Source organism: Caulobacter segnis (genome assembly GCF_031454995.1).
Classification (GTDB): Bacteria; Pseudomonadota; Alphaproteobacteria; order Caulobacterales; family Caulobacteraceae; genus Caulobacter; species Caulobacter segnis_E.
The window spans coordinates 218,761-240,712 of the sequence record NZ_JAVDRV010000006.1; the positions used below are offsets into that span (position 1 = coordinate 218,761).

General features: G+C 68.9%; 23 protein-coding genes. 13 read left to right on the plus strand and 10 right to left on the minus strand.

The features are described from left to right. The first annotated feature begins 32 nt into the window (after positions 1–32). The 3 genes from recN to J2728_RS18605 all read left to right on the plus strand — a co-directional run bounded on the left by recN (position 33) and on the right by J2728_RS18605 (position 4,694). Entirely contained in the window at positions 33–1,730 is a 1,698-nt protein-coding gene (gene recN, locus J2728_RS18595) for a DNA repair protein RecN (protein WP_310001525.1), read from the plus strand. Positions 1,731–1,806: 76 nt separating this feature from the next. After that, positions 1,807–4,158, plus strand: a complete 2,352-nt coding sequence (ligA, locus tag J2728_RS18600) for an NAD-dependent DNA ligase LigA (protein ID WP_310001527.1) — start codon at positions 1,807–1,809, stop codon at positions 4,156–4,158. Positions 4,159–4,268: 110 nt separating this feature from the next. Further along, the gene (locus J2728_RS18605) at positions 4,269–4,694 is read left to right on the plus strand and encodes a DUF2147 domain-containing protein (protein ID WP_310001529.1); all 426 of its coding nucleotides are present in this window, start codon (positions 4,269–4,271) and stop codon (positions 4,692–4,694) included. Positions 4,695–4,824: 130 nt separating this feature from the next. Here J2728_RS18605 and J2728_RS18610 read toward each other — a convergent pair whose 3' ends face one another. Continuing rightward, complete coding sequence (locus J2728_RS18610) at positions 4,825–6,636, minus strand: aminopeptidase P family protein (RefSeq protein ID WP_310001531.1); 1,812 nt, start codon at positions 6,634–6,636, stop codon at positions 4,825–4,827. A 149-nt stretch (positions 6,637–6,785) separates the two neighbouring features. On the opposite strand from J2728_RS18610, the gene J2728_RS18615 reads away from it, so the two are divergent. Next, entirely contained in the window at positions 6,786–7,322 is a 537-nt protein-coding gene (locus J2728_RS18615; RefSeq protein WP_310001533.1) for a carbonic anhydrase, read from the plus strand. A 10-nt stretch (positions 7,323–7,332) separates the two neighbouring features. On the opposite strand, the gene J2728_RS18620 is transcribed toward J2728_RS18615, so the two are convergent. Together J2728_RS18620 and J2728_RS18625 are read right to left on the minus strand one after the other, a co-directional pair. After that, complete coding sequence (locus J2728_RS18620; RefSeq protein ID WP_310001534.1) at positions 7,333–8,199, minus strand: 50S ribosomal protein L11 methyltransferase; 867 nt, start codon at positions 8,197–8,199, stop codon at positions 7,333–7,335. A 45-nt stretch (positions 8,200–8,244) separates the two neighbouring features. Continuing rightward, positions 8,245–8,748, minus strand: a complete 504-nt coding sequence (locus J2728_RS18625) for a hypothetical protein (protein ID WP_310001535.1) — start codon at positions 8,746–8,748, stop codon at positions 8,245–8,247. A 71-nt stretch (positions 8,749–8,819) separates the two neighbouring features. On the opposite strand from J2728_RS18625, the gene J2728_RS18630 reads away from it, so the two are divergent. Then, positions 8,820–10,052, plus strand: coding sequence for a low temperature requirement protein A (locus J2728_RS18630; RefSeq protein WP_310001609.1), 1,233 nt, complete (start codon positions 8,820–8,822; stop codon positions 10,050–10,052). On the opposite strand, the gene J2728_RS18635 is transcribed toward J2728_RS18630, so the two are convergent. Then, on the minus strand, positions 10,053–12,470 hold the full coding sequence (locus J2728_RS18635) for an ATP-dependent helicase (protein ID WP_310001536.1): 2,418 nt from the start codon (positions 12,468–12,470) through the stop codon (positions 10,053–10,055). A 123-nt stretch (positions 12,471–12,593) separates the two neighbouring features. Here J2728_RS18635 and J2728_RS18640 point away from each other — a divergent pair, with 123 nt between their 5' ends. Both J2728_RS18640 and J2728_RS18645 read left to right on the plus strand, forming a co-directional pair. After that, a complete protein-coding gene (locus J2728_RS18640) occupies positions 12,594–12,797 on the plus strand; it encodes a hypothetical protein (RefSeq protein ID WP_310001537.1) in 204 nt (67 codons plus the stop codon). A gap of 8 nt (positions 12,798–12,805) precedes the next feature. Beyond that, on the plus strand, positions 12,806–13,066 hold the full coding sequence (locus J2728_RS18645; RefSeq protein ID WP_310001538.1) for a hypothetical protein: 261 nt from the start codon (positions 12,806–12,808) through the stop codon (positions 13,064–13,066). Here J2728_RS18645 and J2728_RS18650 read toward each other — a convergent pair. From J2728_RS18650 to J2728_RS18660, 3 genes are all read right to left on the minus strand, one after another. Continuing rightward, positions 13,063–13,281: a ribbon-helix-helix domain-containing protein gene (locus tag J2728_RS18650; protein WP_310001539.1), complete on the minus strand. Its 219-nt coding sequence runs from the start codon at positions 13,279–13,281 to the stop codon at positions 13,063–13,065. The genes J2728_RS18645 and J2728_RS18650 overlap by 4 nt on opposite strands. 4 nt (positions 13,282–13,285) lie before the next feature. Beyond that, the gene (locus J2728_RS18655; protein WP_310001541.1) at positions 13,286–13,462 is read right to left on the minus strand and encodes a DUF4169 family protein; all 177 of its coding nucleotides are present in this window, start codon (positions 13,460–13,462) and stop codon (positions 13,286–13,288) included. A gap of 68 nt (positions 13,463–13,530) precedes the next feature. Then, positions 13,531–14,115 (minus strand): glutathione S-transferase family protein, encoded by a 585-nt coding sequence (locus J2728_RS18660; protein WP_310001543.1) that lies wholly within the window; start codon positions 14,113–14,115, stop codon positions 13,531–13,533. A 153-nt stretch (positions 14,116–14,268) separates the two neighbouring features. On the opposite strand from J2728_RS18660, the gene J2728_RS18665 reads away from it, so the two are divergent. After that, positions 14,269–14,904 (plus strand): glutathione S-transferase family protein, encoded by a 636-nt coding sequence (locus tag J2728_RS18665; protein WP_310001545.1) that lies wholly within the window; start codon positions 14,269–14,271, stop codon positions 14,902–14,904. A gap of 145 nt (positions 14,905–15,049) precedes the next feature. Here J2728_RS18665 and J2728_RS18670 read toward each other — a convergent pair whose 3' ends face one another. Beyond that, positions 15,050–16,252, minus strand: a complete 1,203-nt coding sequence (locus J2728_RS18670) for a pyridoxal phosphate-dependent aminotransferase (RefSeq protein ID WP_310001547.1) — start codon at positions 16,250–16,252, stop codon at positions 15,050–15,052. A 152-nt stretch (positions 16,253–16,404) separates the two neighbouring features. Continuing rightward, the gene (locus tag J2728_RS18675) at positions 16,405–16,944 is read right to left on the minus strand and encodes an NADPH-dependent FMN reductase (RefSeq protein ID WP_310001549.1); all 540 of its coding nucleotides are present in this window, start codon (positions 16,942–16,944) and stop codon (positions 16,405–16,407) included. 108 nt (positions 16,945–17,052) lie between these two features. Here J2728_RS18675 and J2728_RS18680 point away from each other — a divergent pair, with 108 nt between their 5' ends. From J2728_RS18680 to J2728_RS18690, 3 genes are all read left to right on the plus strand, one after another. After that, positions 17,053–17,775, plus strand: coding sequence for a TVP38/TMEM64 family protein (locus tag J2728_RS18680; protein ID WP_310001550.1), 723 nt, complete (start codon positions 17,053–17,055; stop codon positions 17,773–17,775). 210 nt (positions 17,776–17,985) lie between these two features. Beyond that, positions 17,986–18,042, plus strand: a complete 57-nt coding sequence (locus J2728_RS18685) for a hypothetical protein (RefSeq protein WP_106907293.1) — start codon at positions 17,986–17,988, stop codon at positions 18,040–18,042. Positions 18,043–18,127: 85 nt separating this feature from the next. After that, positions 18,128–19,714, plus strand: coding sequence for a 2-isopropylmalate synthase (locus J2728_RS18690; RefSeq protein ID WP_310001551.1), 1,587 nt, complete (start codon positions 18,128–18,130; stop codon positions 19,712–19,714). A 52-nt stretch (positions 19,715–19,766) separates the two neighbouring features. Here J2728_RS18690 and J2728_RS18695 read toward each other — a convergent pair whose 3' ends face one another. Next, on the minus strand, positions 19,767–20,252 hold the full coding sequence (locus tag J2728_RS18695) for a hypothetical protein (RefSeq protein ID WP_310001553.1): 486 nt from the start codon (positions 20,250–20,252) through the stop codon (positions 19,767–19,769). Between the two features lie 126 nt (positions 20,253–20,378). Here J2728_RS18695 and J2728_RS18700 point away from each other — a divergent pair, with 126 nt between their 5' ends. Continuing rightward, entirely contained in the window at positions 20,379–20,954 is a 576-nt protein-coding gene (locus J2728_RS18700) for an O-methyltransferase (RefSeq protein WP_310001555.1), read from the plus strand. A gap of 4 nt (positions 20,955–20,958) precedes the next feature. Then, on the plus strand, positions 20,959–21,837 hold the full coding sequence (locus tag J2728_RS18705) for a DMT family transporter (RefSeq protein ID WP_310001556.1): 879 nt from the start codon (positions 20,959–20,961) through the stop codon (positions 21,835–21,837). Positions 21,838–21,952 lie beyond the last annotated feature (115 nt).

Sequence of the window (21,952 nt, forward strand, 5' to 3'; positions counted from 1 at the left end):
CAAAAACTCTGATTCCCGGCGATCCTGCGTCCATGCTGATCGGCCTTTCCATCCGTGACGTCGTGCTCATCGAGAGCCTGGACCTCGCCATCGGCGAGGGCCTGACCGCGCTCACGGGTGAAACGGGCGCCGGCAAGTCGATCATCCTCGACGCCTTGGGCCTGGCGACCGGCGCGCGCGCCGACGCGGGCCTGGTGAGGCGAGGGGCGGCCGGCCACGCCTCGGCCACGGCGATCTTCGCGCTTCCGGCCGACCACCCGGCCTTCGCCTATCTCGACGACAAGGGCCTGGACTATGCCCGCGACGAGGACCTGGTCCTGCGCCGCCAGCTGTCGCCCGACGGCCGCAGCCGCGCTTTCGTCAACGACCAGGCCACGAGCGTCGGCGTGCTCAAGGACCTGGGCGGATTGCTGCTTGAGGTGCATGGCCAGCACGAGACCGTCGGTCTGCTCGATCCCAAGACCCATCGCGGCCTGCTCGACGCCTTCGGCGGCGTGTCGCTCTCGGCGGTCGCCTCGGCCTGGAGCGCTTGGCGCGCCGCGCGCGAGAAGGCCGAGGGCCTGCGCGACCTCGCCGGCCGCGCCGCTGCCGAGACCGAGGAGCTGACGCTTCGCCTTTCGGAACTGGATCGCCTGGACCCGCGCGAGGGCGAAGAGACGGCGCTCGCCGACGAGCGGGCCCTGCTGAGCTCCGCCGAAAAGGCCATCACCGACATCGCCGCGGCCCAGGACGCGCTGGGCGGCGACAGCCTGTCGGGCAAGCTGGCCCAGGCCTACCGCGCCCTGGAGCGTGCCCGCGAGCGCGCCCTGCAGGCCGGAGCCCCCGCCGACGGCGCGGCGATGACCAAGCTCTCGGCCGCCTGCGAGGCGGTCGACCGCGCCATCGTCGAGGCCCAGGAGGCCAGCGCCGCCATCGACGCGGTCGCCGAGTCGTTCGAATTCGAGCCCGACCGCCTGGAGAAGGCCGAGGAGCGATTGTTCGCCCTGCGCGGCATGGCCCGCAAGCTCAACGTCCTGGTCGAGGACCTGCCGGCCAAGCGCGCCGAGTTCGCCGCCCGTCTGCAGGCGATCGAGACCTCCGAGGACGCGCTGAAGGCGGCGGACAAGGACGCCGCCGAGGCCCGCGAGGCCTATCTCTACGCCGCCGAGGCTCTGTCGGCCGAACGCCGCGCCGCCGGCGACGCCCTGGCCGTGGCGGTCGAGGCCGAGCTAGCGCCGCTAAAGCTTGAGAAGGCCAGGTTCCGCGTGGCGCTGGAGCCCCTGACCGAAGACCGCGCCGGTCCGACGGGCCTGGACCGCGTCGCCTTCGAGATCTCGACCAACCCCGGCGCGCCGTTCGGGCCCATGGAGGCGATCGCCTCCGGCGGCGAGCTGGCGCGTTTCGCCCTGGCGCTGAAGGCCGCCTTGGCTGGGCGCGGCGGCGGTCCTCAGCCCCTGATGATCTTCGACGAGGTCGACCAGGGCGTCGGTGGGGCCGTGGCCGACGCGGTGGGCCTGCGCCTCAAGCGCCTGGCGGCCAACGCCCAGGTGCTGGTCGTGACCCACTCGGCCCAGGTCGCCGCGCGCGCCGACGCGCACTGGCGGATCTCCAAGTCCGGCGACGAGACCTCGACCCGCACCAAGGTCGAACCCCTGGCTCCCGCCCAGCGCGAGGAGGAGATCGCCCGGATGCTGTCGGGCGCCGAGGTGACCGAGGCGGCGAGGGCGGCGGCCCGGGCGTTGATGGCTTAAGGCCATCGCTGACTCCCACCGTCAGGGGGAGGTTGCTAACGTCCCGCCTCGTTCCTGTCCTTCCGGATTCGCCGCCGTGTCCCTGATCCCTGTCGCCGACCTCACCGAAGCCCAGGCCGTCGAGGAACTGGAGCGCCTGGCCGACGAACTGGCGCGGCACGACATCGCCTATCATCAGCAGGACAACCCGACGATCAGCGACGCCGACTATGACGCGCTGAAGCGGCGGAACCTCGATATCGAGACGCGCTTCCCGCATCTGGTGCGCGACAATTCCCCCTCCATGCGCGTGGGCGCGGCGCGGGCCGAGCAATTTTCGCCGGTGCGCCACGGCGTGCCGATGCTCAGCCTCGACAACGCCTTTTCCAACGACGAGGCCGAGGAGTTCGACGCCCGCGTCCGTCGGTTCCTGCGCCTGTCGCCCAGCGAGACCCTGGCCTATACGGCCGAGCCCAAGATCGACGGCCTGTCGGCCTCGCTGCGCTACGAGAAGGGCGTTCTGGTCCAGGGCGCCACGCGGGGCGACGGCCAGACCGGCGAGGACGTCACCGCCAACCTCCGCACGATCGCCGACATCCCGCATCGCCTGAAGGGCTCGGGCTGGCCCGACATCATCGAGGTGCGTGGCGAGGTCTATGTCGAGCTCGAGGCCTTCGACGCCTTCAACAAGGCCGCCGAGGAGGCCGGCCAGCGGACCTACGCCAATCCCCGCAACTTCGCCGCCGGCTCGCTGCGCCAGATCGATCCGACCGTCAGCGCCCAGCGGCCGTTGCGGTTCTTCGGCTATGCATGGGGGCTGGTGTCGGAGCCCTTCGCGGGCGGGCAATGGGAGGCGCTGGAAAAGCTCAGGTCCTGGGGTTTCGTGACGACCGCGCCGCCGGCCCGCCGGGTCGAGAACGCTCGAGGCCTGCTCGACGTCTACGCCGAGTTCGAGGCGCTGCGGCCGACCCTGAACTTCGATATCGACGGCGTGGTCTACAAGGTCGACGACCTGGAGCTGCAACGCCGTCTGGGCTTCGTCTCGCGCTCGCCGCGCTGGGCGATCGCCCGCAAGTTCCCGGCCCAGAAGGCCCGCACGGTCCTCGAAGCCATCGACCTGCAGGTCGGCCGCACCGGCGCGATCACGCCGGTGGCGCGGCTCAAGCCCGTGACGGTCGGCGGCGTCGTGGTGACCAACGCCACCCTGCACAATGGCGACGAGATCGAACGCCTCGACGCTCGGATCGGCGATACGGTCGTCGTCCAGCGGGCCGGCGACGTGATCCCGCAGATCGTCGAGGTGGCGCTGGACGCGCGGCCCGATCCGGCGCCAGAGCCCTACGTCTTCCCGCACGAATGCCCGTGCCCGCTGAAGACGCCGCTGGCGCGTGAGGTCAACGCCTCCGGCCAGGAATCGGTCGTCCGTCGTTGCACCGGCGAATTCGCCTGTCCGTTCCAGCGGGTCGAACACCTTCGCCACTTCGTCTCGCGCCGCGCCTTCGACATCGAGGGCCTGGGCGAGAAGCAGCTGCAGGCCTTCTTCGACGAGGGCTGGATCACCGAGCCGGCCGACATCTTCAAGCTGGCGCGCGACGAGGAGAAGCTGGCGGCCCTGCGCGAGCGCGAAGGCTATGGCGAGACCTCGGTCGCCAATCTGGCGCGCGGCATCGAGGCCCGGCGCACGATCAGCATGGACCGGATGATCTACGGCCTGGGCGCGCGCGACATCGGCGAGACGACGTCCACGGTGCTGGCGCGGAACTTCGACCGGTTCGAAGACCTCCAAGAAGCCGCCGAGAAGGCCGCCGGCGCGCTGCCGGGCGAGACCTATCTGGAGCTTTCCACGGCCCCCGGCGTCGGGCCGAAGGCCTTGGACAGCCTGGTCGAGGCGGGGAGGGGCGGTCTGAAGGCCGACCCCTGGCCTCAGACCGATGATCTGGAGATCAAGATTGGCCACGCGGTCCCGAAGCTGACCAAGCCCGCCCGCGCGGCCCTGGCCCAGCGCTACGGAACCTGGGACGCCTTCGCCGAGGGCCTCGCCGCCGCCGCCAGCGGCGCGCCGGGCGATGACTATCTGCACCTGGCCGCCATCGACGGCGTTGGCCCGGTCGCGGCCCAGTCCCTGGCCCGCTTCTTCGCCGAGGACCACAACCGCCAGAAGGTCGCCAATCTGGTCGCCGAGCTGGACATCCAGCCGGTCGAGAAGCCCAAGACCGACACGGCCGTGGCCGGCAAGACCATCGTCTTCACCGGCGCGCTGGAGAAGATGACCCGCGACGAAGCCAAGGCTCAGGCGGAAGGGCTCGGCGCCAAGGTCGCCTCGTCGGTGTCGAAGAAGACCGATCTGGTGGTCGCCGGACCCGGCGCGGGCTCCAAGCTGAAGACCGCGACCGAGCTGGGGATCCAGGTCATGACCGAGGACGAGTGGCTGGAACTGGTCGGAAGCTGATCGCTTTCCGAAATCCCGCCGCCTTTTCGTGTCAGGCCTTGTCCCGAGGGACGAGATCGCGCAACCAAGCGATCAAACGCGCATTTGAAGCGCGACCCAGGGAGACCTTGATGTTTCGCACCACCATGATCGCCGCCGCCGCCGCGACCCTCGGCTTGCTGGCCACGCCGGCCTTCGCCGCCGACGTCACGGGACTGTGGCAGACCCCGACCAATGGCGGTCAGGTCGAGATCGCTCGTTGCGGCAACAGCCTGTGCGGCAAGCTGTTGAGCTCCAACCACATCCGCGAGAACCCGGCGCTGAAGGACGTGAAGAACAAGGACGAGTCCCAGCGCGTCCGCACGCTGAAGAACCTCCAGATGCTGTACGATTTCTCCGGCGGTCCGACCAAGTGGACGGGCGGCAAGGTCTACAACCCCGATGACGGCGGCACCTATTCCGGCACGATCGAACTGATCGGCGAGAACCAGCTGAAGCTGAAAGGCTGCATCGTCGCGCCGTTCTGCAAGACGCAGGTGTGGACGCGGTTGCGGTAGGTGGATGTTGCTCCCCCGCGATGCGGGGGAGCTGTCACGGAGTGACTGAGGGGGCTAATGCGGCTCAGGCCGAGCTTGCCCCCTCCGGCCCTCTGGGCCACCTCCCCCGCATCGCGGGGGAGGATCTATCTCACAACGGCGCGCAGACCTGTTCCATCCAGGCCCGGACGTCCGGCTCCACCCGCGGCCCGATCTCGCGCAACACCCGCGCGTGGTAGGCGTCGAACTGGGCGATCTCTTCGGCGCTCAGCAGCGACTTATCGATCAGGCGGCGGTCGATAGGAGCCAGCGTCAGGGCCTCGAAGCGGTGCATGGGGCGTTCGCCGCCCGGCACGTCCTCGGCCGGCATGACGACCTCCAGGTTCTCGATGCGGATGCCGTATTCGCCGTCCTTGTAGTAGCCGGGCTCGTTCGAGACGATCATGCCGGGCTGCAGGGCGATGGTGTTGGGCGCCTTCGAGATCCGCTGCGGGCCCTCGTGGACCCCCAGATAGACGCCGACGCCATGGCCGGTGCCGTGGTCGTAGTCCAGGCCGTGGGCCCACAGCGCCATGCGGGCCAGAGCGTCGATCGCCGAGCCGGTCGTGCCGGCCGGGAAGCGCAGGCGGGCGATGGCCAGGTGGCCCTTCAGCACCAGCGTGTTGCGCTGGACCATCTCGGCCGAGGGCTCCCCGATCGCCACGGTGCGGGTGACATCCGTCGTGCCGTCCATGTACTGGCCGCCGCTGTCGACCAGCAGCAGCGAACCCATCTTGGCGCGCTCGTTGGAGCGCTCGGTCGGGCGGTAGTGGGGCAGGGCGCCATGGCCGTTGGCCGCGCCGATGGTGTCGAAGGAAAGGTCCTTCAGTACGCCGGTGGCTTCGCGGAAGGCCTCCAGCTTGGCGACCGCTTCCTTCTCGTCGGGCGGATTGACCTGACCCTCGGTGGCGAGCCAGTGCAGGAAGCGGGTCAGGGCCGCGCCGTCGCGGCGGTGCGCCTCGCGCGTGCCGTCCAACTCGATGGCGTTCTTGCAGGCGCGGGGCAGGGTGCAGGGGTCCATGGCCCGCACGATCTTGGCGCCGGCGGCGGCCAGGGTGTCGAAGTACCAGGCCGAGGACTGGGCCGGATCGACCGCCACGCTCTTGCCGGACAGATCGCCCAGCGCTTCGGCCAGACGGTCCGGCGTCTCCAGCGAGACCTGATTGCCGAGCCAGGCGGGCAGGTCGGGCGTGACCTTGGCCGGATCGATGAACAGACGCGCCGTGCCGTCGGCGTTCAGGATGGCTTGCGAGAGCGGCAGGGGCGTGCGGATGACGTCGCCGCCGCGCACGTTGAACAGCCAGGCGATCGAGGCGGGCGCGGTGATCACCGCGGCTTCCGCGCCGAGGGCGGCGATCGAAGCGCCGACGCGGGCGCGCTTGGCGCTCGATTCCTCGCCGGCGTATTCGAGCGGCTGCGGGACGATCGGCGCCATCGGCTGGGCCGGACGAGCCTCGCCCCAGGCCTGATCCACCGGGTTGGGCGAGACAGGCTTCAGGGTGGCGCCGGCGCGAGCGACGGAGGCCTTCAGGCTCTCCAGCGCGGCGGGGCTATGCAGGCGGGCGTCGTAGCCGATCACCGCGCCCTTCGGGGCGGTCTCGAGATAGGCGGGGACGCCGCCCTCGACGAGGTCGCGGATCTCGAACACGCCCTGATCGACCTGCTCCCGGACCTGCAGGGTGTAGCGGCCGTCGACGAACACGGCGGCGCGGTCCTTCAGGATCACGCCTGCCCCGGCCGAGCCGGTGAAGCCGCTGGCCCAGGCCAGGCGGTCATTGGCGGCGGGCAGGTACTCGTTCTGGTGCTCGTCCTCGTGCGGCACGAGGAAGCCATCCAGCCCCTGCGCCGCCATGGCCTGGCGGATCAGCGGGACGTGCTTGGGGCCGAAGGAGGGATCGGTGGATTCGTCGAAGGTCTGGCGCATCGTTCGGATTTAGAGTCTGGCCGCCCAAACGCCAAGGGGGCGTCCGATCCTGGCGGCCTCTGGACGCGTTTGTGCGTCTCGACGTCACATGGTCACGCTTGAAAGGGGATGAAACTGTGCCGCTCCATTCACGCGCGGAGCGCCCCGTCATGCATGACTGCTGTTCTCACAAGATCGCTGGCCTGTCCCGCCGGCAGGCCTTCGGCCTGATCGCCATGAGCGGCGGCGTCAGCCTGCTATCGACCCTCGCGCCCGGCGTGGCGCGGGCGCGAGGCCATACCGACATGCTGCTGCTGACCTGCATGGACTATCGGCTGACCGAGGAAACGGTCGCCTACATGGATGGGCGAGGACTGCGCGACAAGTACGACCACGTGGTGCTGGCGGGCGCTTCGCTGGGCGCCCTGACCGACAAGTATCCCAGCTGGGGCCAGACGTTCTGGAGCCACCTGGACGTCGCGATCAACCTGCACTCGATCCACAAGGTCATGGTGCTCGATCACCGCGACTGCGGCGCCTACAAGGTGATCCTCGGCGCGGAGTCGGTGGACACGCCCGACAAGGAACTGGCGATCCACGCCAAGGAACTCCAGGCCTTGCGCGCCGAAATCAAGCGCCGCCATGAGCACCTGGAGGTCGAGCTTGGCCTGATGTCGCTGGACGGCAAGGTCCAGGACATCGCCTGACCTAGCGTCCTTACGGCCGCTGCAGCACCAGCGTCGCCCAGGCGTCGCGGTGGATGCGACTCTTCACCTTGAAGCCGCGCGACAGGTAGGCGGCCTTGACCATCCGCTCCTGGGTGCGCAGCAGGCCTGACAGGATCACCGTGCCGCCCGGGACCAGCGCGCGCTTGATGTCCTGGGCCAGGCTGATCAGCGGCCGGGCCAGGATGTTGGCGAAGACCAGATCGTAGGGCGCGTTCTCGGCGACCAGGCGGTGGCCCAGGCCCGAGGCGTGGACGAAGCGGGCGTTGGCCTTGTTGACCTGGGCGTTCTCCTTGGCGATCCGCACGGACGGCTTGTCGATGTCGGTACCGACGGCCAGCTTCGTGCCCGTGCGGGCGGCGGCGATGGCCAGCAGGCCCGTGCCGGCGCCGACGTCCAGCACCTTGTTGAATTTCCGCGCCTTGATCAGGCGGTCATAGGCCTGCAGGCAGCCGACGGTGGTGCCGTGGTGGCCGGTGCCGAAGGCCGCGCCGGCCTCGATGCGAAGGTTGACCGTGCTGGCCGGCAGGCGGCCCCGGTCATGCATGCCATAGACGAAGAAGCGGCCGGCGCGCACCGGCGGCAAGCCCGACAGCGCCATGGCCAGCCAGTCGGCGTCGGCCAGGGTGTCGCGCGTGACCTTCAGGTCGTAGTCGGCCAGCAGGGCCATGAGGCCCTCGTCCTCTTCCTCCGTGGTGGGGAAAGCGTCGATGCGCCAGATGTTCTTGTCCTCGTCCTCTTCCAGGATCGAGTAGGTCGCGCCTTCCAGGCCGGGATGGTTGTCGATGGCGTCGGCGGCGGTCTCGGCGTCGGCGCGCGCGCCGCGGGCGACGATCTGCTGGGGCGTATAGTCGGTCATGCCGCTCCGTTAGCGGCAAAGACGGCGAAAAGCGAGCCTTCAGCGCTACGAAGCGATGCCGGCGAGCACGGTTGGTGTCGGGGCTGGCGGGGGCGACGGCGCGATCGGCGCCGAGGGCGGCCGCGGCGCGTCCTCCGGTAGCGACACATCGAGAATGTCGCCGCGGCTCGACGCCCAGCGAGTCTCGTCCGCCGGGAGCGCCGCCTCATGCCTATAGTCCGTCAGCACATATTGGGGGGGCGGCTCAAACGCCGGCGGGGGCTCGTACGCGGCGTACGTCGGCGGCGGCGTTCGCGTCGCTCTCAAGGCGTCCGTGCCGATCACATAGTCCGGGACCTCGCCGGTCGGCCAGCTGATCGGCTCGGCCTCGGCCATCAAGGGGCGTTCGACACGCTCCATCTCCGGGACATAGGGGCCGTCCTGCGGTCCTGTTTGCAACACGAGCCCGGCGAGGAGGCCGGCGACGGCGCAGGCCGGCGCGCCGTAGGCCACGGGGCGTGTGACGGCGAAGGCCTTCAGGCGATCGAGGAGCTGGTCCAGGCGTTCCATGTCGCTAGAGCGCGCGAAACGGGACTTGGTTCTACGCGGTCGGTGGTGGGGCTGGTCTCGTCGCCTTGACTGTGGTCAACCAAGGCATGGCCGACACCAAGACGCCGCTCCTGCGAGAGCGCAAAGCCGCCGAGCACGCTCGCGTGACCTACGCGGAGCTGTTCTTCGACTTGGTCTTCGTGTTCGCGGTCACCCAGATCTCGCACGCGGTGCTGCGCCATCCGGATGGGCCGGGCCTGATCCACGCCACGGTGCTGCTGCTGGCCGTGTGGTGGTCTTGGATCTACACCGCTTGGGTGACCAACTGGCTGGACCCCGAGCGCTCGCCGGTCAGGCTGATGCTGTTCGTGATGATGGCCGCGGCCCTGGTCCTGGCCGCCGCCATTCCCGACGCGTTCGGCGAGCGGGGTCTGGCGTTCGCCGCCGGGCATGTGATCATCCAGGTCGGCCGCACCGCCTTCTTCCTCTGGAGCGCCTGGCGCGCGCCGCAGCATCGTCGGAATTTCGCGCGCATCCTGGCCTGGCTCACGGTCGCCGCGGCGTTCTGGATCGCGGGCGCGTTCGTCGACGGCGAGGCCCGTCTGGCCGTCTGGGGCCTGGCGCTCTTCATCGAGTATCTGTCGGCGGCGGTCGGCTTCTGGACCCCGGGCCTGGGCCGCACCAAGAGCTCGGAATGGAAGGTCGAGGGCGGTCACATGGCCGAGCGCTGCGCCCTGTTCACGATCATCGCCCTGGGCGAGTCGATCATCGTCAGCGGCAGCACGGTGATGAGCATGCCCTGGGACGCCCCGGTGATGGCCGCGTTCGCCAGCGCCTTCCTGTGCAGCCTGGCGATGTGGTGGATCTATTTCTCCTCGACCGCCGAGGCCGCCAGCAAGGCCATCGAGGAGTCCAAGGACCCCGGCGCGATCGCGCGCGTGGCCTATACCTATGCCCACATCCTGCCAGTGGCCGGGATCATCGTGGCGGCGGTCGGCGACGAGTGGGTGATCCACCACCCGCTGGGCCACGCCGACTTCAAGATCGCGGCCGCGGTGATCGGCGGGCCGTTCCTGTTCCTGCTGGGCTCGCTGCTGTTCAAGCTGGCCGTATTCCGCCGCTGGTCGCGGGCGCGGATCACCGGATTGATCGCCCTCGCGGCGCTTGCGCCCGTGGCGTTGAGCCTCAGCCCGCTCCTGCTTTCCGCCCTGTCGACGCTGATCCTGGCGGCCGTCGGAGTCTGGGAAAGCTTGACGCCGCGTCCGTCCGAGGATCCGCCCGAGTATGATGGCATCAAGCCGGGGCTGAAGCCCGAGAAAGGCTGATCAGGCCTTCTCGACGAAGCTGTCGATGACCTTCTTGTCGCCGGCCTTGTCGAAGGCCACCGTGAGCTTGTTGCCTTCGATCCCGGTGACCTTGCCGTAGCCGAACTTGACGTGGAACACCCGGTCGCCGCGCGCATAGGCGCTGTTGGTCGGGGCGGAGACGGCGACCAGCCGGCCTTCGCCCTCGATCGGGGCCGAACGGGCGGCCGAGCCGGCGCGCACGCCGGCGCCGCCGCGCCAGGACCCGCCGCGCTCGGCGAAGCCCGAGGTGCGCTCCTGGGCGCGTTTCCAGCCGGGGCTGTCATAGCTGCCGGCCTGGAAGGCGCTGGTTCCCGGATCGTCCCAGCGCGAGGCCGCCGTCGACTGCATGCCCGGGCCGCCGCCGTAGTAGCCGGTCTCGGACGCCGCATCGACGTGGGCGATCGGCAGCTCGTCGACGAAGCGGCTGGGCAGTTGCGACGTCCAGCGGCCGTAGACCTGACGGTTGGCCACGAAGCTGATCCGGGCCTCTTCGCGGGCGCGGGTGATGCCCACGTAAGCCAAGCGCCGTTCCTCCTCGAGGCCTTTCTCGCCCTTGTCGTCCATGCTGCGCTGGCTGGGGAACACGCCTTCCTCCCAGCCGGGCAGGAAGACCAGCGGGAACTCCAGGCCCTTGGCCGAGTGCAGGGTCATGATCCAGACGGCGTCGCCGGTGGCCTCGCGGTCCAGGTCCATGACCAGCGACACGTGCTCCAGATAGGCCTCCAGCGTGTCGAACGAGCCCATCGACTGGACGAGTTCCTTCAGGTTTTCCAGCCGCGTCTGGCTGGTCGGACCCTTGTCGAGGCGCAGGGCGTCCGTGTAGCCGCTCTCCTCCAGAACCGTTTCCAGAAGGCGCTGGTGGTGGACCGACCCGACCATCGAGCGCCAGCGATCCAGGTCGCGGATGAAGTTGGAGAGCGCCGTGCGGGTGCGGGCCGGAAGCTCGTCGCTGGCGATGATCTGCCGGGCGGCCTCGACGGTCGAGACGCCGCTCAGTCGGGCGATCTGCAGCAGCTTCTGGACACTGGTGTCGCCGATGCCGCGCTTGGGCGTGTTGACGATCCGCTCGAAGGCCAGGTCGTCGTCGGGCGACTGGATCAGCCGCAGATAGGCGTGGGCGTCGCGAATCTCGGCCCGTTCGAAGAAGCGCGGGCCGCCGACCACCTTGTAGGGGATCTGCAGCAGCACGAAGCGCTCTTCGAAGGCGCGCATCTGAAAGCTGGCTCGGACCAGGATGGCCATCTGGTTGTACTTGCGGCCGGCTTTCTTGGCGCGCTCGATCTCGTCGGCGATCAGGCGGCTTTCGGCCTCGCCGTCCCAGACGCCGCTGACCTTGACCTTCTCGCCGCCCTTGGCCGGGGTCCACAGGGTCTTTCCTAGGCGTCCCTTGTTGGCGGTGATCAGGCCCGAGGCGGCGGCCAGGATGTGCTCGGTAGAGCGGTAGTTGCATTCCAGGCGCACGACCTTGGCGCCGGGGAAGTCGCGCTCGAACCGCAGGATGTTGTCGACCTCGGCCCCGCGCCAGCCGTAGATCGACTGGTCGTCGTCGCCGACGCAGCAGACGTTCTGGCGGCCCTGGGCCAGCAGGCGCAGCCACAGGTACTGGGCGACGTTGGTGTCCTGGTACTCGTCGACCATCACGTATTTGAAGCGGCGCTGGAACTCGTCCAGCACGTCGGGATGGCCGGTGAACAGGCTGATGTTGTGCAGCAGCAGGTCGCCGAAGTCGCAGGCGTTCAGGATGCGCAGGCGCTCCTGGTACTGGCGGTAAAGGGTGATGCCCTTGCCGTTGGCGAACTCGCCGGCCTCCGACGTCGGGACGCGGTCGGGCGTCCAGCCGCGGTTCTTCCAGCCGTCGATGATCTGCGACAGGATCCGCGGGGTCCACCGCTTGGCGTCGATGTTCTCCGCCTCGATCAACTGCTTGAGCAGGCGCTCCTGATCGTCGGTGTCGATGATCGTGTAGTTGGACTTCAGCCCGATCAGTTCGGCGTGCCGGCGCAGGATCTGGGCGGCGACCGAGTGGAAGGTGCCCAGCCACCGCAGGCCCTCGGCCTCCGGGCCGATGATGTGGGTGATCCGCTCGCGCATCTCGCGCGCGGCCTTGTTGGTGAAGGTGACCGCCAGCAGCTCCCACGGGCGGGCGCGGCCGGTGGCCAGGATGTGGGCCAGGCGCGTGGTCAGCACGCGGGTCTTGCCGGTGCCGGCCCCGGCAAGGACCAGTAGCGGGCCCTCGGTGGTCTCCACCGCCTCGCGCTGCTCGGGGTTCAGGCCGTCCAGATAGCCGGGCGCGGCGCTCGCCGGGGGCCTGGCCCGGGCGAGATCGGAAATACGGGGAGCGGGGAGGTCGCCCGGGAATTCGTCCTGGAATTCTGGCGAGTCGGCGTCGGAGTGCATGGGAACATATGTAGCACACCGAGGCCCGAGCTTAAGCCCTAACCCGCCTGCATCGGGAACTCTCCGCGCGGCGTGCCGTTGATCCGGCAGTGGAAATCGGGCCGACCAGGCCGGGAGATCGTGATGTCGGAACAGACCAGCGGCAATAGCGGCGGCGGCAATGGCGCCTTGGCCTTCATCGTCGGCGGATTGGTGGTGATCGTCGCCGTGCTCGCCTTCTTCATGTGGTCGGGCGGGATGAGCTCCAAGAAGCAGGTCGACGTGAACATTTCGGCGTCGGCGCCGAAGCTCCCCGACGCGCCCGCGCCCAAGGCCCCGGGCGGTTGAAGCCCGCCATGAGCGTGGTGGCGCGCCACGTCCGGCCTCCGACTCGGCGACGCGACAGCGGCGGCGCCTTCGCGGCCGCGCTGGTGGTCGCGATCCTGGCGCTGGCGGTCTGGGGGGCTTGGCGGCTCGGCGTCATGGCGGGCGAGGGCGCTTCGTGGCGCCAGAGCCTGCCGAGCTTGCCGGAGACCTTGCGCAAGACCCCGATGCCCAAGCCGCCAACGCTTCCGACCCAACGCCGGCCCACTGTCGAGCCGACTCTGAGGACCTAGGGCGAGCCGCTGGCCGCCTGGCTCAGCGCAAACACGCGACAGGCCGAGGCCAAGGGGCGCTCCCCGCGCGCGTTGTCGATCCGCTGGATCAGGGCCGCCAGGCTTGCGCCGTCCCGCGTCGCGGCCCGCTCCAAGACCGCCCAGAACTCAGGCTCCAGAGCTAGGGATGTGGCGTGGCCGGCCAGGTTGACCGAGCGCTTCTTCAACCCGGCCAAGCCCTCAATCCTCGCGCTTGGCGCCGTCCAGCTCGCGCTGGAGTTTTTCGGCGCGCGCGGCCTCCAGCGACTTCTCCGCCTTGGTGCGGCCAAAGCGGACGCGGTTCTCGGCGGCGCGGGCCTTGTCGTCGGACTTGGCCTTGGCCTTGCGGGCTTGGTTCAGATTGACGACGTCGGCCATGGCGATCCGGACCTCGAAGCGTATCGGTCTTCAAAGGTCATCGAACGAACCGCCGCCGGATGCAAGCCTTAGGCGTCGTCCTTGGCCAATGCGCGGGCGAGGGCCGGGCGAGCGTTGGCCCGCGCCAGCCATTCGTCATAGACCTCGTGCGGCGGCAGCATCTGGCGCGCGAACTGCAGTGGACTGACGAACAAGATGTCGGCGGCCGAGAAGGTGTCGCCCAGCAGCCAGGGCGAGGTCTCCAGCGTCGTGCGCAGCCGGTCGTCCATGGCTTGGTGCTGCGCCTTGTCCTGGTCGTCCTGCCGCTGCTTCCACAGGTTGGTCACGGTCGGCTCCAGCACCCCGGCGTAGTAGGCCAGCCAAGAGACGTAAGGTCCGCGAAGCGGATCGCCCACCACGGGGCCCAGCCCCGCCGTCGGAAACTTGTCGGTGAGATAGAGAGCGATGGCCGCCGACTCGGTGATCAGCACGCCGTCGTCCAGCAGCGCGGGCACCTGGCCGTGGGGATGCGGATTGTTGGGGTCTCGAGCCCCGGTGTTGCTGACGGCGCGATAGATGTCGACCTTGCGAATCTCGTAGGGCGCGCCGAGCTCCTCCAGCAGCCAGATAAAACGCGTCGATCGCGAACGCGGGGCGTGGAACAGGGTCAGCATGGCGGTTTCATCCGTCTGATTTGTGGGCGGGAGCCAGCGTTGGCGCCGAGCGCGAGGCTCGCCGCCGCGTGTCCCGTATGTGGCAGCATGGCGCCTTATTGACGGTTGGCGAGAACCAGACGCGTATGCCCGCGACATCGCGGAGGCTCGAGAATGTACACCCTCTATGGTTCGCCCAGCACGGCCGGCACGGCCATCCACTGGATGCTGCTGGAGCTCGGCGTCCCGTTCGAGCTGAAGCTGCTGGATTTCGACAAGGGCGAGCACAAGACGGCCGCGTATCTGGCGCTCAATCCGGATGGCGTGGTGCCCACGCTGATCATCGACGGCGAGCCGGTGACCCAGATGGCCGCGCTGGCGACCCTGCTGGCCGAACGGCATCCCGAGGCGGGCTTCGCGCCGCCCGTTGGCTCGCCCGAGCGGCCGGACTATCTGAGCTGGACCTTCTGGCTGGCCAACAGCTTCCAGCCGCACTTTCGCGCCTGGTTCTATCCGCACGAGCCGGCCGGCGGCGAGGCCCTGGAGGCGGTGAAGGCCGCCGCCCGCGCGCGGATCGAGGCGGGACTGGCGCGGCTGGACGCTCATCTGGCCGATCGTGACTATATGGTCGGCGATCGCTTCTCGACGGTGGATCTGCTGGCCACGATCCTGTGCCGCTGGAGCCGAAACATGCCCAAGCCCGCGACCGAGTGGCCGAACCTCAAGCGCTACCTCGACCGCATCCGTCAGCGCCCGGCGCTGCGCGAGGCCCACGCCCGCGAGGGGCTGACCGACTGGATTGACGGGTAGCCTTTAAATCCTCCCCCCCCCCCCCCCAAAAAAAAAAAAGGGGGAGTGGCCGAAGGCCGGAGGGGGAAGCCTTGGTGACTTGCCTCTTCCCCCTCCGTCGTCTCTTCGAGCCGACACCTCCCCCGCTAGGGGGAGGATTTGGGATCTACTTCACCGCCGCGCAGAAGCGCTGGATGCGCGAGCAGGCGTCTTCCAGGACCTCGTTGCTGGTCGCGTAGCTGATGCGGAAGAACGGCGAGAGGCCGAACGCCGCGCCGTGGACGACGGCGACGCCTTCGCTCTCCAGCAGTTCGGTCGCGAAGTCCTCGTCGCTTTCGATGACCTTGCCCGAGGGCGCGGTCTTGCCGATCAGGCCGGCGCACGAGGGATAGACGTAGAACGCGCCTTCCGGGGTCGGGCAGTGCAGGCCGGTGGCCTGGTTCAGCATCGACACGACGAGGTCGCGGCGCTCCTGGAACAGCTTGGCGTTCGGCTTGATGAAGTCCTGCGTGCCGTTCAGCGCCTCGAGCGCGGCCCACTGCGAGATCGAGCAGGGGTTCGAGGTCGTCTGGCTGATCATCTTGCCCATGGCCTTGATCAGCGGTTCGGGACCCGCGGCGTAGCCGATGCGCCAGCCGGTCATCGAGTAGCCCTTCGAGACGCCGTTCATCGTCAGGGTGCGGTCATAGAGCTTGGGCTCGACCTGGGCGATGGTGGTGAACTCGAAGTCGTCGAACACCAGGTGCTCGTACATGTCGTCGGTCAGCACCCAGACCTGCGGGTGGCGCAGCAGCACGTTCGCGATCGCCTGCAGCTCGGCGCGCGTATAGGCGCCGCCCGAGGGGTTCGAGGGGCTGTTGATGATCAGCCACTTGGTCTTCGGCGTGATCGCCGCTTCCAGGGCCGCCGGCGTGATCTTGAAACCGCTCTCGGCGGTGGTCTCGACCGAGACGGGCGTGCCGCCGGCCAGCAGGGTCATGTCGGGGTACGACACCCAGTACGGGGCGGGGATGATCACCTCGTCGCCCGGGTTCAGGGTGGCGACCAGGGCGTTGTAGATCACCGGCTTGCCGCCCGGGGCGACGTGGACCTGGCTCGGCTTGTACTCCAGGCCGTTCTCGCGCTTGAACTTGGCGCAGATGGCGGCCTTCAGCTCGGGCATGCCGTCCGGGTCGGTGTACTTGGTCTTGCCGGCCTTGATGGCCTCGATGGCGGCGTTCTTGATATTGTCCGGCGTGTCGAAGTCGGGCTCGCCCGCGGAAAGGGCGATTACGTCACGACCGGCGGCTTTCAGCGCGCGCGCCTTGGCGCTGATGGCGATGGTGGCCGACGGTGCGATGCGCCGCAGGGCGGCGGACTCGAGCGACATCTTGCAGGACTCCCCTGGGTTTGCCTGGTCCGACTGAAGGACCGTTTCAGGATTGCGGCGGTCTTTACGCCCGCGCTCGCTGCGGCGCAACGCGAGACGCTCCCGTTTTGACGGCTTTTGGCGATGCCCGCCGGAAGGTGCGTGCGACAGCCTCAGCGCCGGGCGCGCAGAACCTCGGCGAAGCTCGCCAGATGGCGGGAGATGGCCTGACGGGTGCGCTCGTCGATTAGCACGCCATTGTCGAACTTGGCGTTGGCTTGGCCGACCAGGATGTCGCTCAGAGGCGCCAGATCGCAGCCGGCGCGCTTGAGGTTCAGGCGAAGGGCATCCTGGGCGCGAACCGTGCCGGTCATGCCGGGACTGGCCCCCATGGCGCAGGCGATCTTGCCCTCTAGCGGCGCGGGTTTGCCGCGCGAGGCCCAGTCGATGGCGTTCTTCAGCACCGCGGTGAGGCCGCCATTGTATTCAGGGCAGGCGATCAGCAGGCCCTCGGCCTCGCGCACGGCGGTCTTCCAAGTCGTCACGGGCTCCGGATCGCCGAGATCCTCGACGTCCTGGTTGAAGAACGGCAGGTCGTTGAGCGGGTGGAGACTCAGGGTCACGCCCTCCGGCGCGAGCTCGGCGGCGGCTCGGAGAAGAGCGGTGTTGTAGGAGGCGGCGCGCAAGCTGCCCGAAATGGCCAGAATCTTCATGCGCCCAGGCTAGACACGTGGTCCGCCGATGTCTCGCGCGGCGATCGCCGCGGACCGCCGGAGATGGTCACGCTTGACCCGGCGCGAGCCATGGGCGAGGCAGGGCGCGTGATCCGCCGCCTCATCGACTTCGTGACCAATATGGACGCCCGCGCCTGGCGCATGGTGGCGGTCTCGTTCGTCCTGTTTGGCGGGGTGGGCGTCGTCTTCCTGTTCGGCGCGCAACTGCTGGGCGTCAACGGCGAGGCGGCGGTCGAGCACTGGCTGGGCGCGGCCACCGGGCCTTGGGCGCTGCCCGCGGCCGTGGCGGCTTTCGCGGTCATGGCCTTCCTGGGCGTGCCGCAGTTCGTGCTGATCGCCGCGGCGGTGGTGGCGTTCGGACCCTGGACCGGCTTCGCCTACAGCTGGATCGGAACCCTGGTCTCGTCGCTGGTGGGCTTCTGGCTCGGGCGGGTCTACGGCGCCAAGATCCTCCGGGAGTTCGCCACCGAAGGCGTCAATAAGTTCATGCGGATGATCGGCAAGAACGGCTTCATGGCCAGCCTGATCGTGCGTCTGGTGCCCTCGGCGCCGTTCATCGTCGTCAACATGGCCGCGGGTGTCACGCCGATGCGCCTGCGTGACTTCGCGGCCGGCACCGCCATCGGCATCGTGCCAAAGATCGCCCTGACCGCCTTCGCCGGCAATTCGATCGTCCAGGCGATGAAGGGCGGCGGCAAGCAGCACATCGTCATGATCGTGCTGGCGATCGTCATCTGGCTGGGCATGGGCCTGGTCAGCCGCGCCTGGCTCAAGAAGCGCGAGGCGGCGGAAGAGGGCGCGCCGGAGTAGGCGTTTCTCCCACTGTCGGGCTCGGATTTGGCAAGATCAGTGCGAGGTCGGCCGTTCCGCCGTGCGGCTTTGGCTCGGTTTTGCGTCTTCGCGGGATGCCCGTTCTTTTTGGGCTCGGTCTGGCGCAACAATATTGCTCCACGTGCGGCGGATCGCGCCTCGGGCGCAAATTGCTTGCTCGATTCAAGGCGCCTGTGTAGAAAGTCGCTCATGACTGTCGCGCGCGACCTGCTTTCGCTTCGGCTTACCAGCCCCTGGGCGCTCTAGGGGCCGCGCATCGTCGTGGCCGGGCGCACAGGGGATTTTTGACCCGCAGCCCGCACGCCACACACCCCTTTCGACGAGTACTTCCATGACCTCCGTATCGCCCGCCGCTATTGGCAGCGCTTCCGACAAGCGCGACAACGTCGTCATTTTCGACACCACCATGCGCGACGGCGAGCAGTCGCCCGGCGCCTCGATGTCGCTGGAAGAGAAGCTGGAACTGGCCAAGATCCTCGAGGAGATGGGGGTCGACATCATCGAGGCCGGCTTCCCGATCGCCTCGAACGGCGACTTCGAGGCCGTCCGCGAAGTGGCCAAGATCGTCAAGAACTCGACCATCGCCGGCCTGTGCCGCGCCCACCAGGTCGACATCGACCGCTGCGCCGAGGCCCTGAAGCCCACCCAGCGCGGCCGGATCCACGTGGTGATCGCCACCTCCGACCTGCACATGAAGCACAAGCTGCAGATGGAGCCGGACGCCGTCATCGACGTGATCGCCCGTTCGGTCGCTCACGCCCGCAACCTGCGCGACGACGTCGAGTGGTCGGCCGAGGACGCCACCCGCAGCGACCGCCAGTTCCTGCGCCGCGCGGTCGAGACCGCCATCAAGGCCGGCGCCACGACGATCAACCTGCCCGACACCGTCGGCTACACCTATCCCTCGGAATACGCCGACCTGTTCAAGTGGATGGTCGAGAACGTCGAGGGCGCCGACAAGGCCGTCTTCTCCACGCATTGTCATAACGACCTGGGCCTGGCCGTGGCCAACAGCCTGGCCGGCGTGCAGGGCGGCGCCCGTCAGGTCGAGTGCGCGATCAACGGCCTGGGCGAGCGCGCCGGCAACGCCGCGCTGGAAGAGATCGTCATGGCGCTGAAGGTGCGTGGGGACCGCCTGCCGTACCGCACCGGCATCGACACCACCCACATCACCCGCGCCAGCCGCTACGTCTCGGCCATCACCGGCTTCCCGGTGCAGTACAACAAGGCCATCGTCGGCAAGAACGCCTTCGCGCACGAGAGCGGCATCCACCAGGACGGCATGCTCAAGAACCGCGAGACCTACGAGATCATGACGCCGGAGTCGGTGGGCCAGGCCCCGTCGAGCCTGGTCATGGGCAAGCACTCGGGCAGCCACGCCTTCCGCGCCAAGCTGAAGGACCTGGGCTACGAGCTGGGCGAGAACGCGCTGAAGGAAGCCTTCGGCCGCTTCAAGGACCTGGCCGACCGCAAGAAGCACGTCTACGACGATGACATCATCGCGCTGGTCGACGACGCCCTGGCGCGCGGCTCGGAGAAGATCCGCGTCTCGCGTCTGCGCGTGGTCGCCGGCACCGACGGCCAGTCGGCCGAGCTGACCCTCGACGTCGACGGCGTCGCCAGCACGGCCGAAGCGACCGGCGACGGTCCCGTCGACGCGGTGTTCAACGCCATCCACAAGATCGTGCCGCACAGCGCCGCGCTGCGCCTCTTCCAGGTGCACGCGGTGACCGAAGGCACGGACGCCCAGGCCCAGGTCTCGGTGCGTCTGGAAGAGGATGGCCGTATCGCCACCGGCGCGGCCGCCGACACCGACACCCTGACCGCCTCGGCCAAGGCCTACGTCAACGCGCTCAACAACCTCTTCGCCCGCAAGGAGAAGAGCCGGCCCGAAGCGGCGATCGCCAGCGGGTTCTAGAGCGCGATAGCCAAAAGTGGTCGCCGGTTTTGGCGGCCATCGCGCTCCAGGATCAAGCTGCCGCGCGCCGTCCGCTGAACGGCCGCGTCGCCAGGATTTCAGCCCCCAGGTGCGCCTGGGGCTGAACGTCCAGACCCAGTTCCCGCAAACCGTCGGCGAGCGCCCTGCGGGGCGCCTCGTCGAGCAGCGCGCTCGCGTCCACGACCAGCGTCCCGCCGGGGCGCAGCATCGTGTAGGTCGCGGCGACGACCGCGCGCGCGTCGTGCGCCGTCTTGCAGTCGATCACCAGCAGCACGTCGCCGCGCTCGTCCGCCGCGCCGCAGGTGGCCCGGCGCGCGGCCTCGACGCGCTGGTAGCCGCGCCGCCAGAGCTGGCACATCGCGTCGCCCGCGCCGGGGCCCGCCACGGCCACGAAGCACAGCGGCGTGGCCTGGGCGAGCTCCAGCATGCGGTCCAGGGCGGGATTGATCCCCTCGGTCGGCACGCCCAGCAGGAACTGGGCGGCTTGCTTCAGGGGGCGAAGCGGGTGGGGCGACATGGTGGACGAGCCTTCTTCCGATCTGGCCCGCGCTTCGGGCCGACCGTCAGACTTTTGCGTCAAAGCCCCGCAAGGGCTCCATTCGGAAACCGGCCCGCCGCGTAAGGGCCGTATAAGGAACGACCGATGTTTGGGGACAATGACCGCACCGCCCCGACTGCCTTGAAAGCGATCCAGGCCCGCACGGCGGCGTTGGGTTTCGATATGCCTTCGGAAGCCAATACGGGCGCGCTGCTCAGCCTTCTGGCGGCTTCCAAGCCCGGGGGACGGTTGCTGGAGCTGGGAACGGGCACTGGCCTCGCCACGGCCTGGCTATTGGGCGGCATGGACGTCTCCGCCCGCTTGATCAGCGTGGACGTCGACCCGGTCGTCCAAGGCGTCGCGAGGGATCTCTTGCGGGATGACCGCGTGCGCTTCGTTCTAGGCGATGGCTTGGACTATGTGCGTAGCCAACAGGCGAGTTCATTCGACATGATTTTCGCCGACGCCTGGCCGGGCAAGTACGAGGGCCTGGACGAGACCTTGGCGTTGCTCAAGCGGGGAGGGCTGTACGTGATCGATGACATGTCACCTCAACCGAACTGGCCCGAGGGACATCAGGCCAATGTCGAAGACCTCGTTTCCCGCCTGGAGGCCCGCGCGGACCTCATCGTGACGCGTCTGGCTTGGGCGTCTGGTTTGGTTCTAGCGGCGGTGCGCTGACGACATGATCTGGATTCCCATCACTGTCGCCGCGGCCGCGTTGCAGGTCGCGCGCAACGCCGCGCAGCGCTCGATCATGGGAGGGGCGGGGCCGTGGGGCGCGACCCTGGTGCGGTTCCTGTTCGGCCTGCCGTTCGCCACGGCCTTCGCGGCGGCGGCCTGGCTGCTGACGCCGGGCGCCGCCGCCCATCCGACGCCGATCTTCTGGCTGGCTTGTTTCGCCGGAGCGGGCTTGCAGATCGCGGCCACGGCGGCGTTGCTGACCGCCATGCACCGCTCGACCTTCGCCCTGGGCACGGCCATGCAGCAGAGCGGCCTGCCGTTCGCCTTGGTCTGGGGCGCCCTGTTCTTCGGCGATCACGTCGGTCCGGTTACCTGGGCGGGCGGCCTGATCGCCAGCATCGGCCTGGCCGCCCTGACCTGGCCGCGGGGCGAGGTCGTGATGCGCAAGGGCGCGGCCCTGGCCGGACTGGGTTCCGGCGCGGTGTTCGCGCTCAGCGCCAACTGCTTCCGCCAGGCCAGTCTGGCGTTCGAGCCGGCTCATCCGGCCGCCTCGGCCTTCGTGACGGTGATGGTGGTGCAGGCGATCCAGACGGTGGGCCTGACCGGCTATCTCGCCTGGCGAAATCCGGAGTCGCTCAGGGCCGTGATCGCCGCCTGGCGCCAATCGCTGGGCGCGGGCTTTTGCGGCGCGGCCGCCTCGGGCCTGTGGTTCACCGCCATGGCCCTGTCGCCGGTGGGGCCGGTGAGGGCGGTCGGGGTGGTCGAGATGCCGATCGCCGCCATCGCCGGACGTCGTCTGTTCAAGGAGCGTCTGACCCCGCTGCAACTGCTGGCCGGAGCGGTGACCGCGGTTGGGGTCGTCATGGCGGCCCTCGGCTAGATTTCGCCACGATCGAGTGGTTGGACCGTTTGGCCGGAAAACCCGTCAAACCCGCGCGGAATAGACCTTGAAATCAACGCTTTCGCAGGGCAAACGGGCTGGCGTCGATGCGATT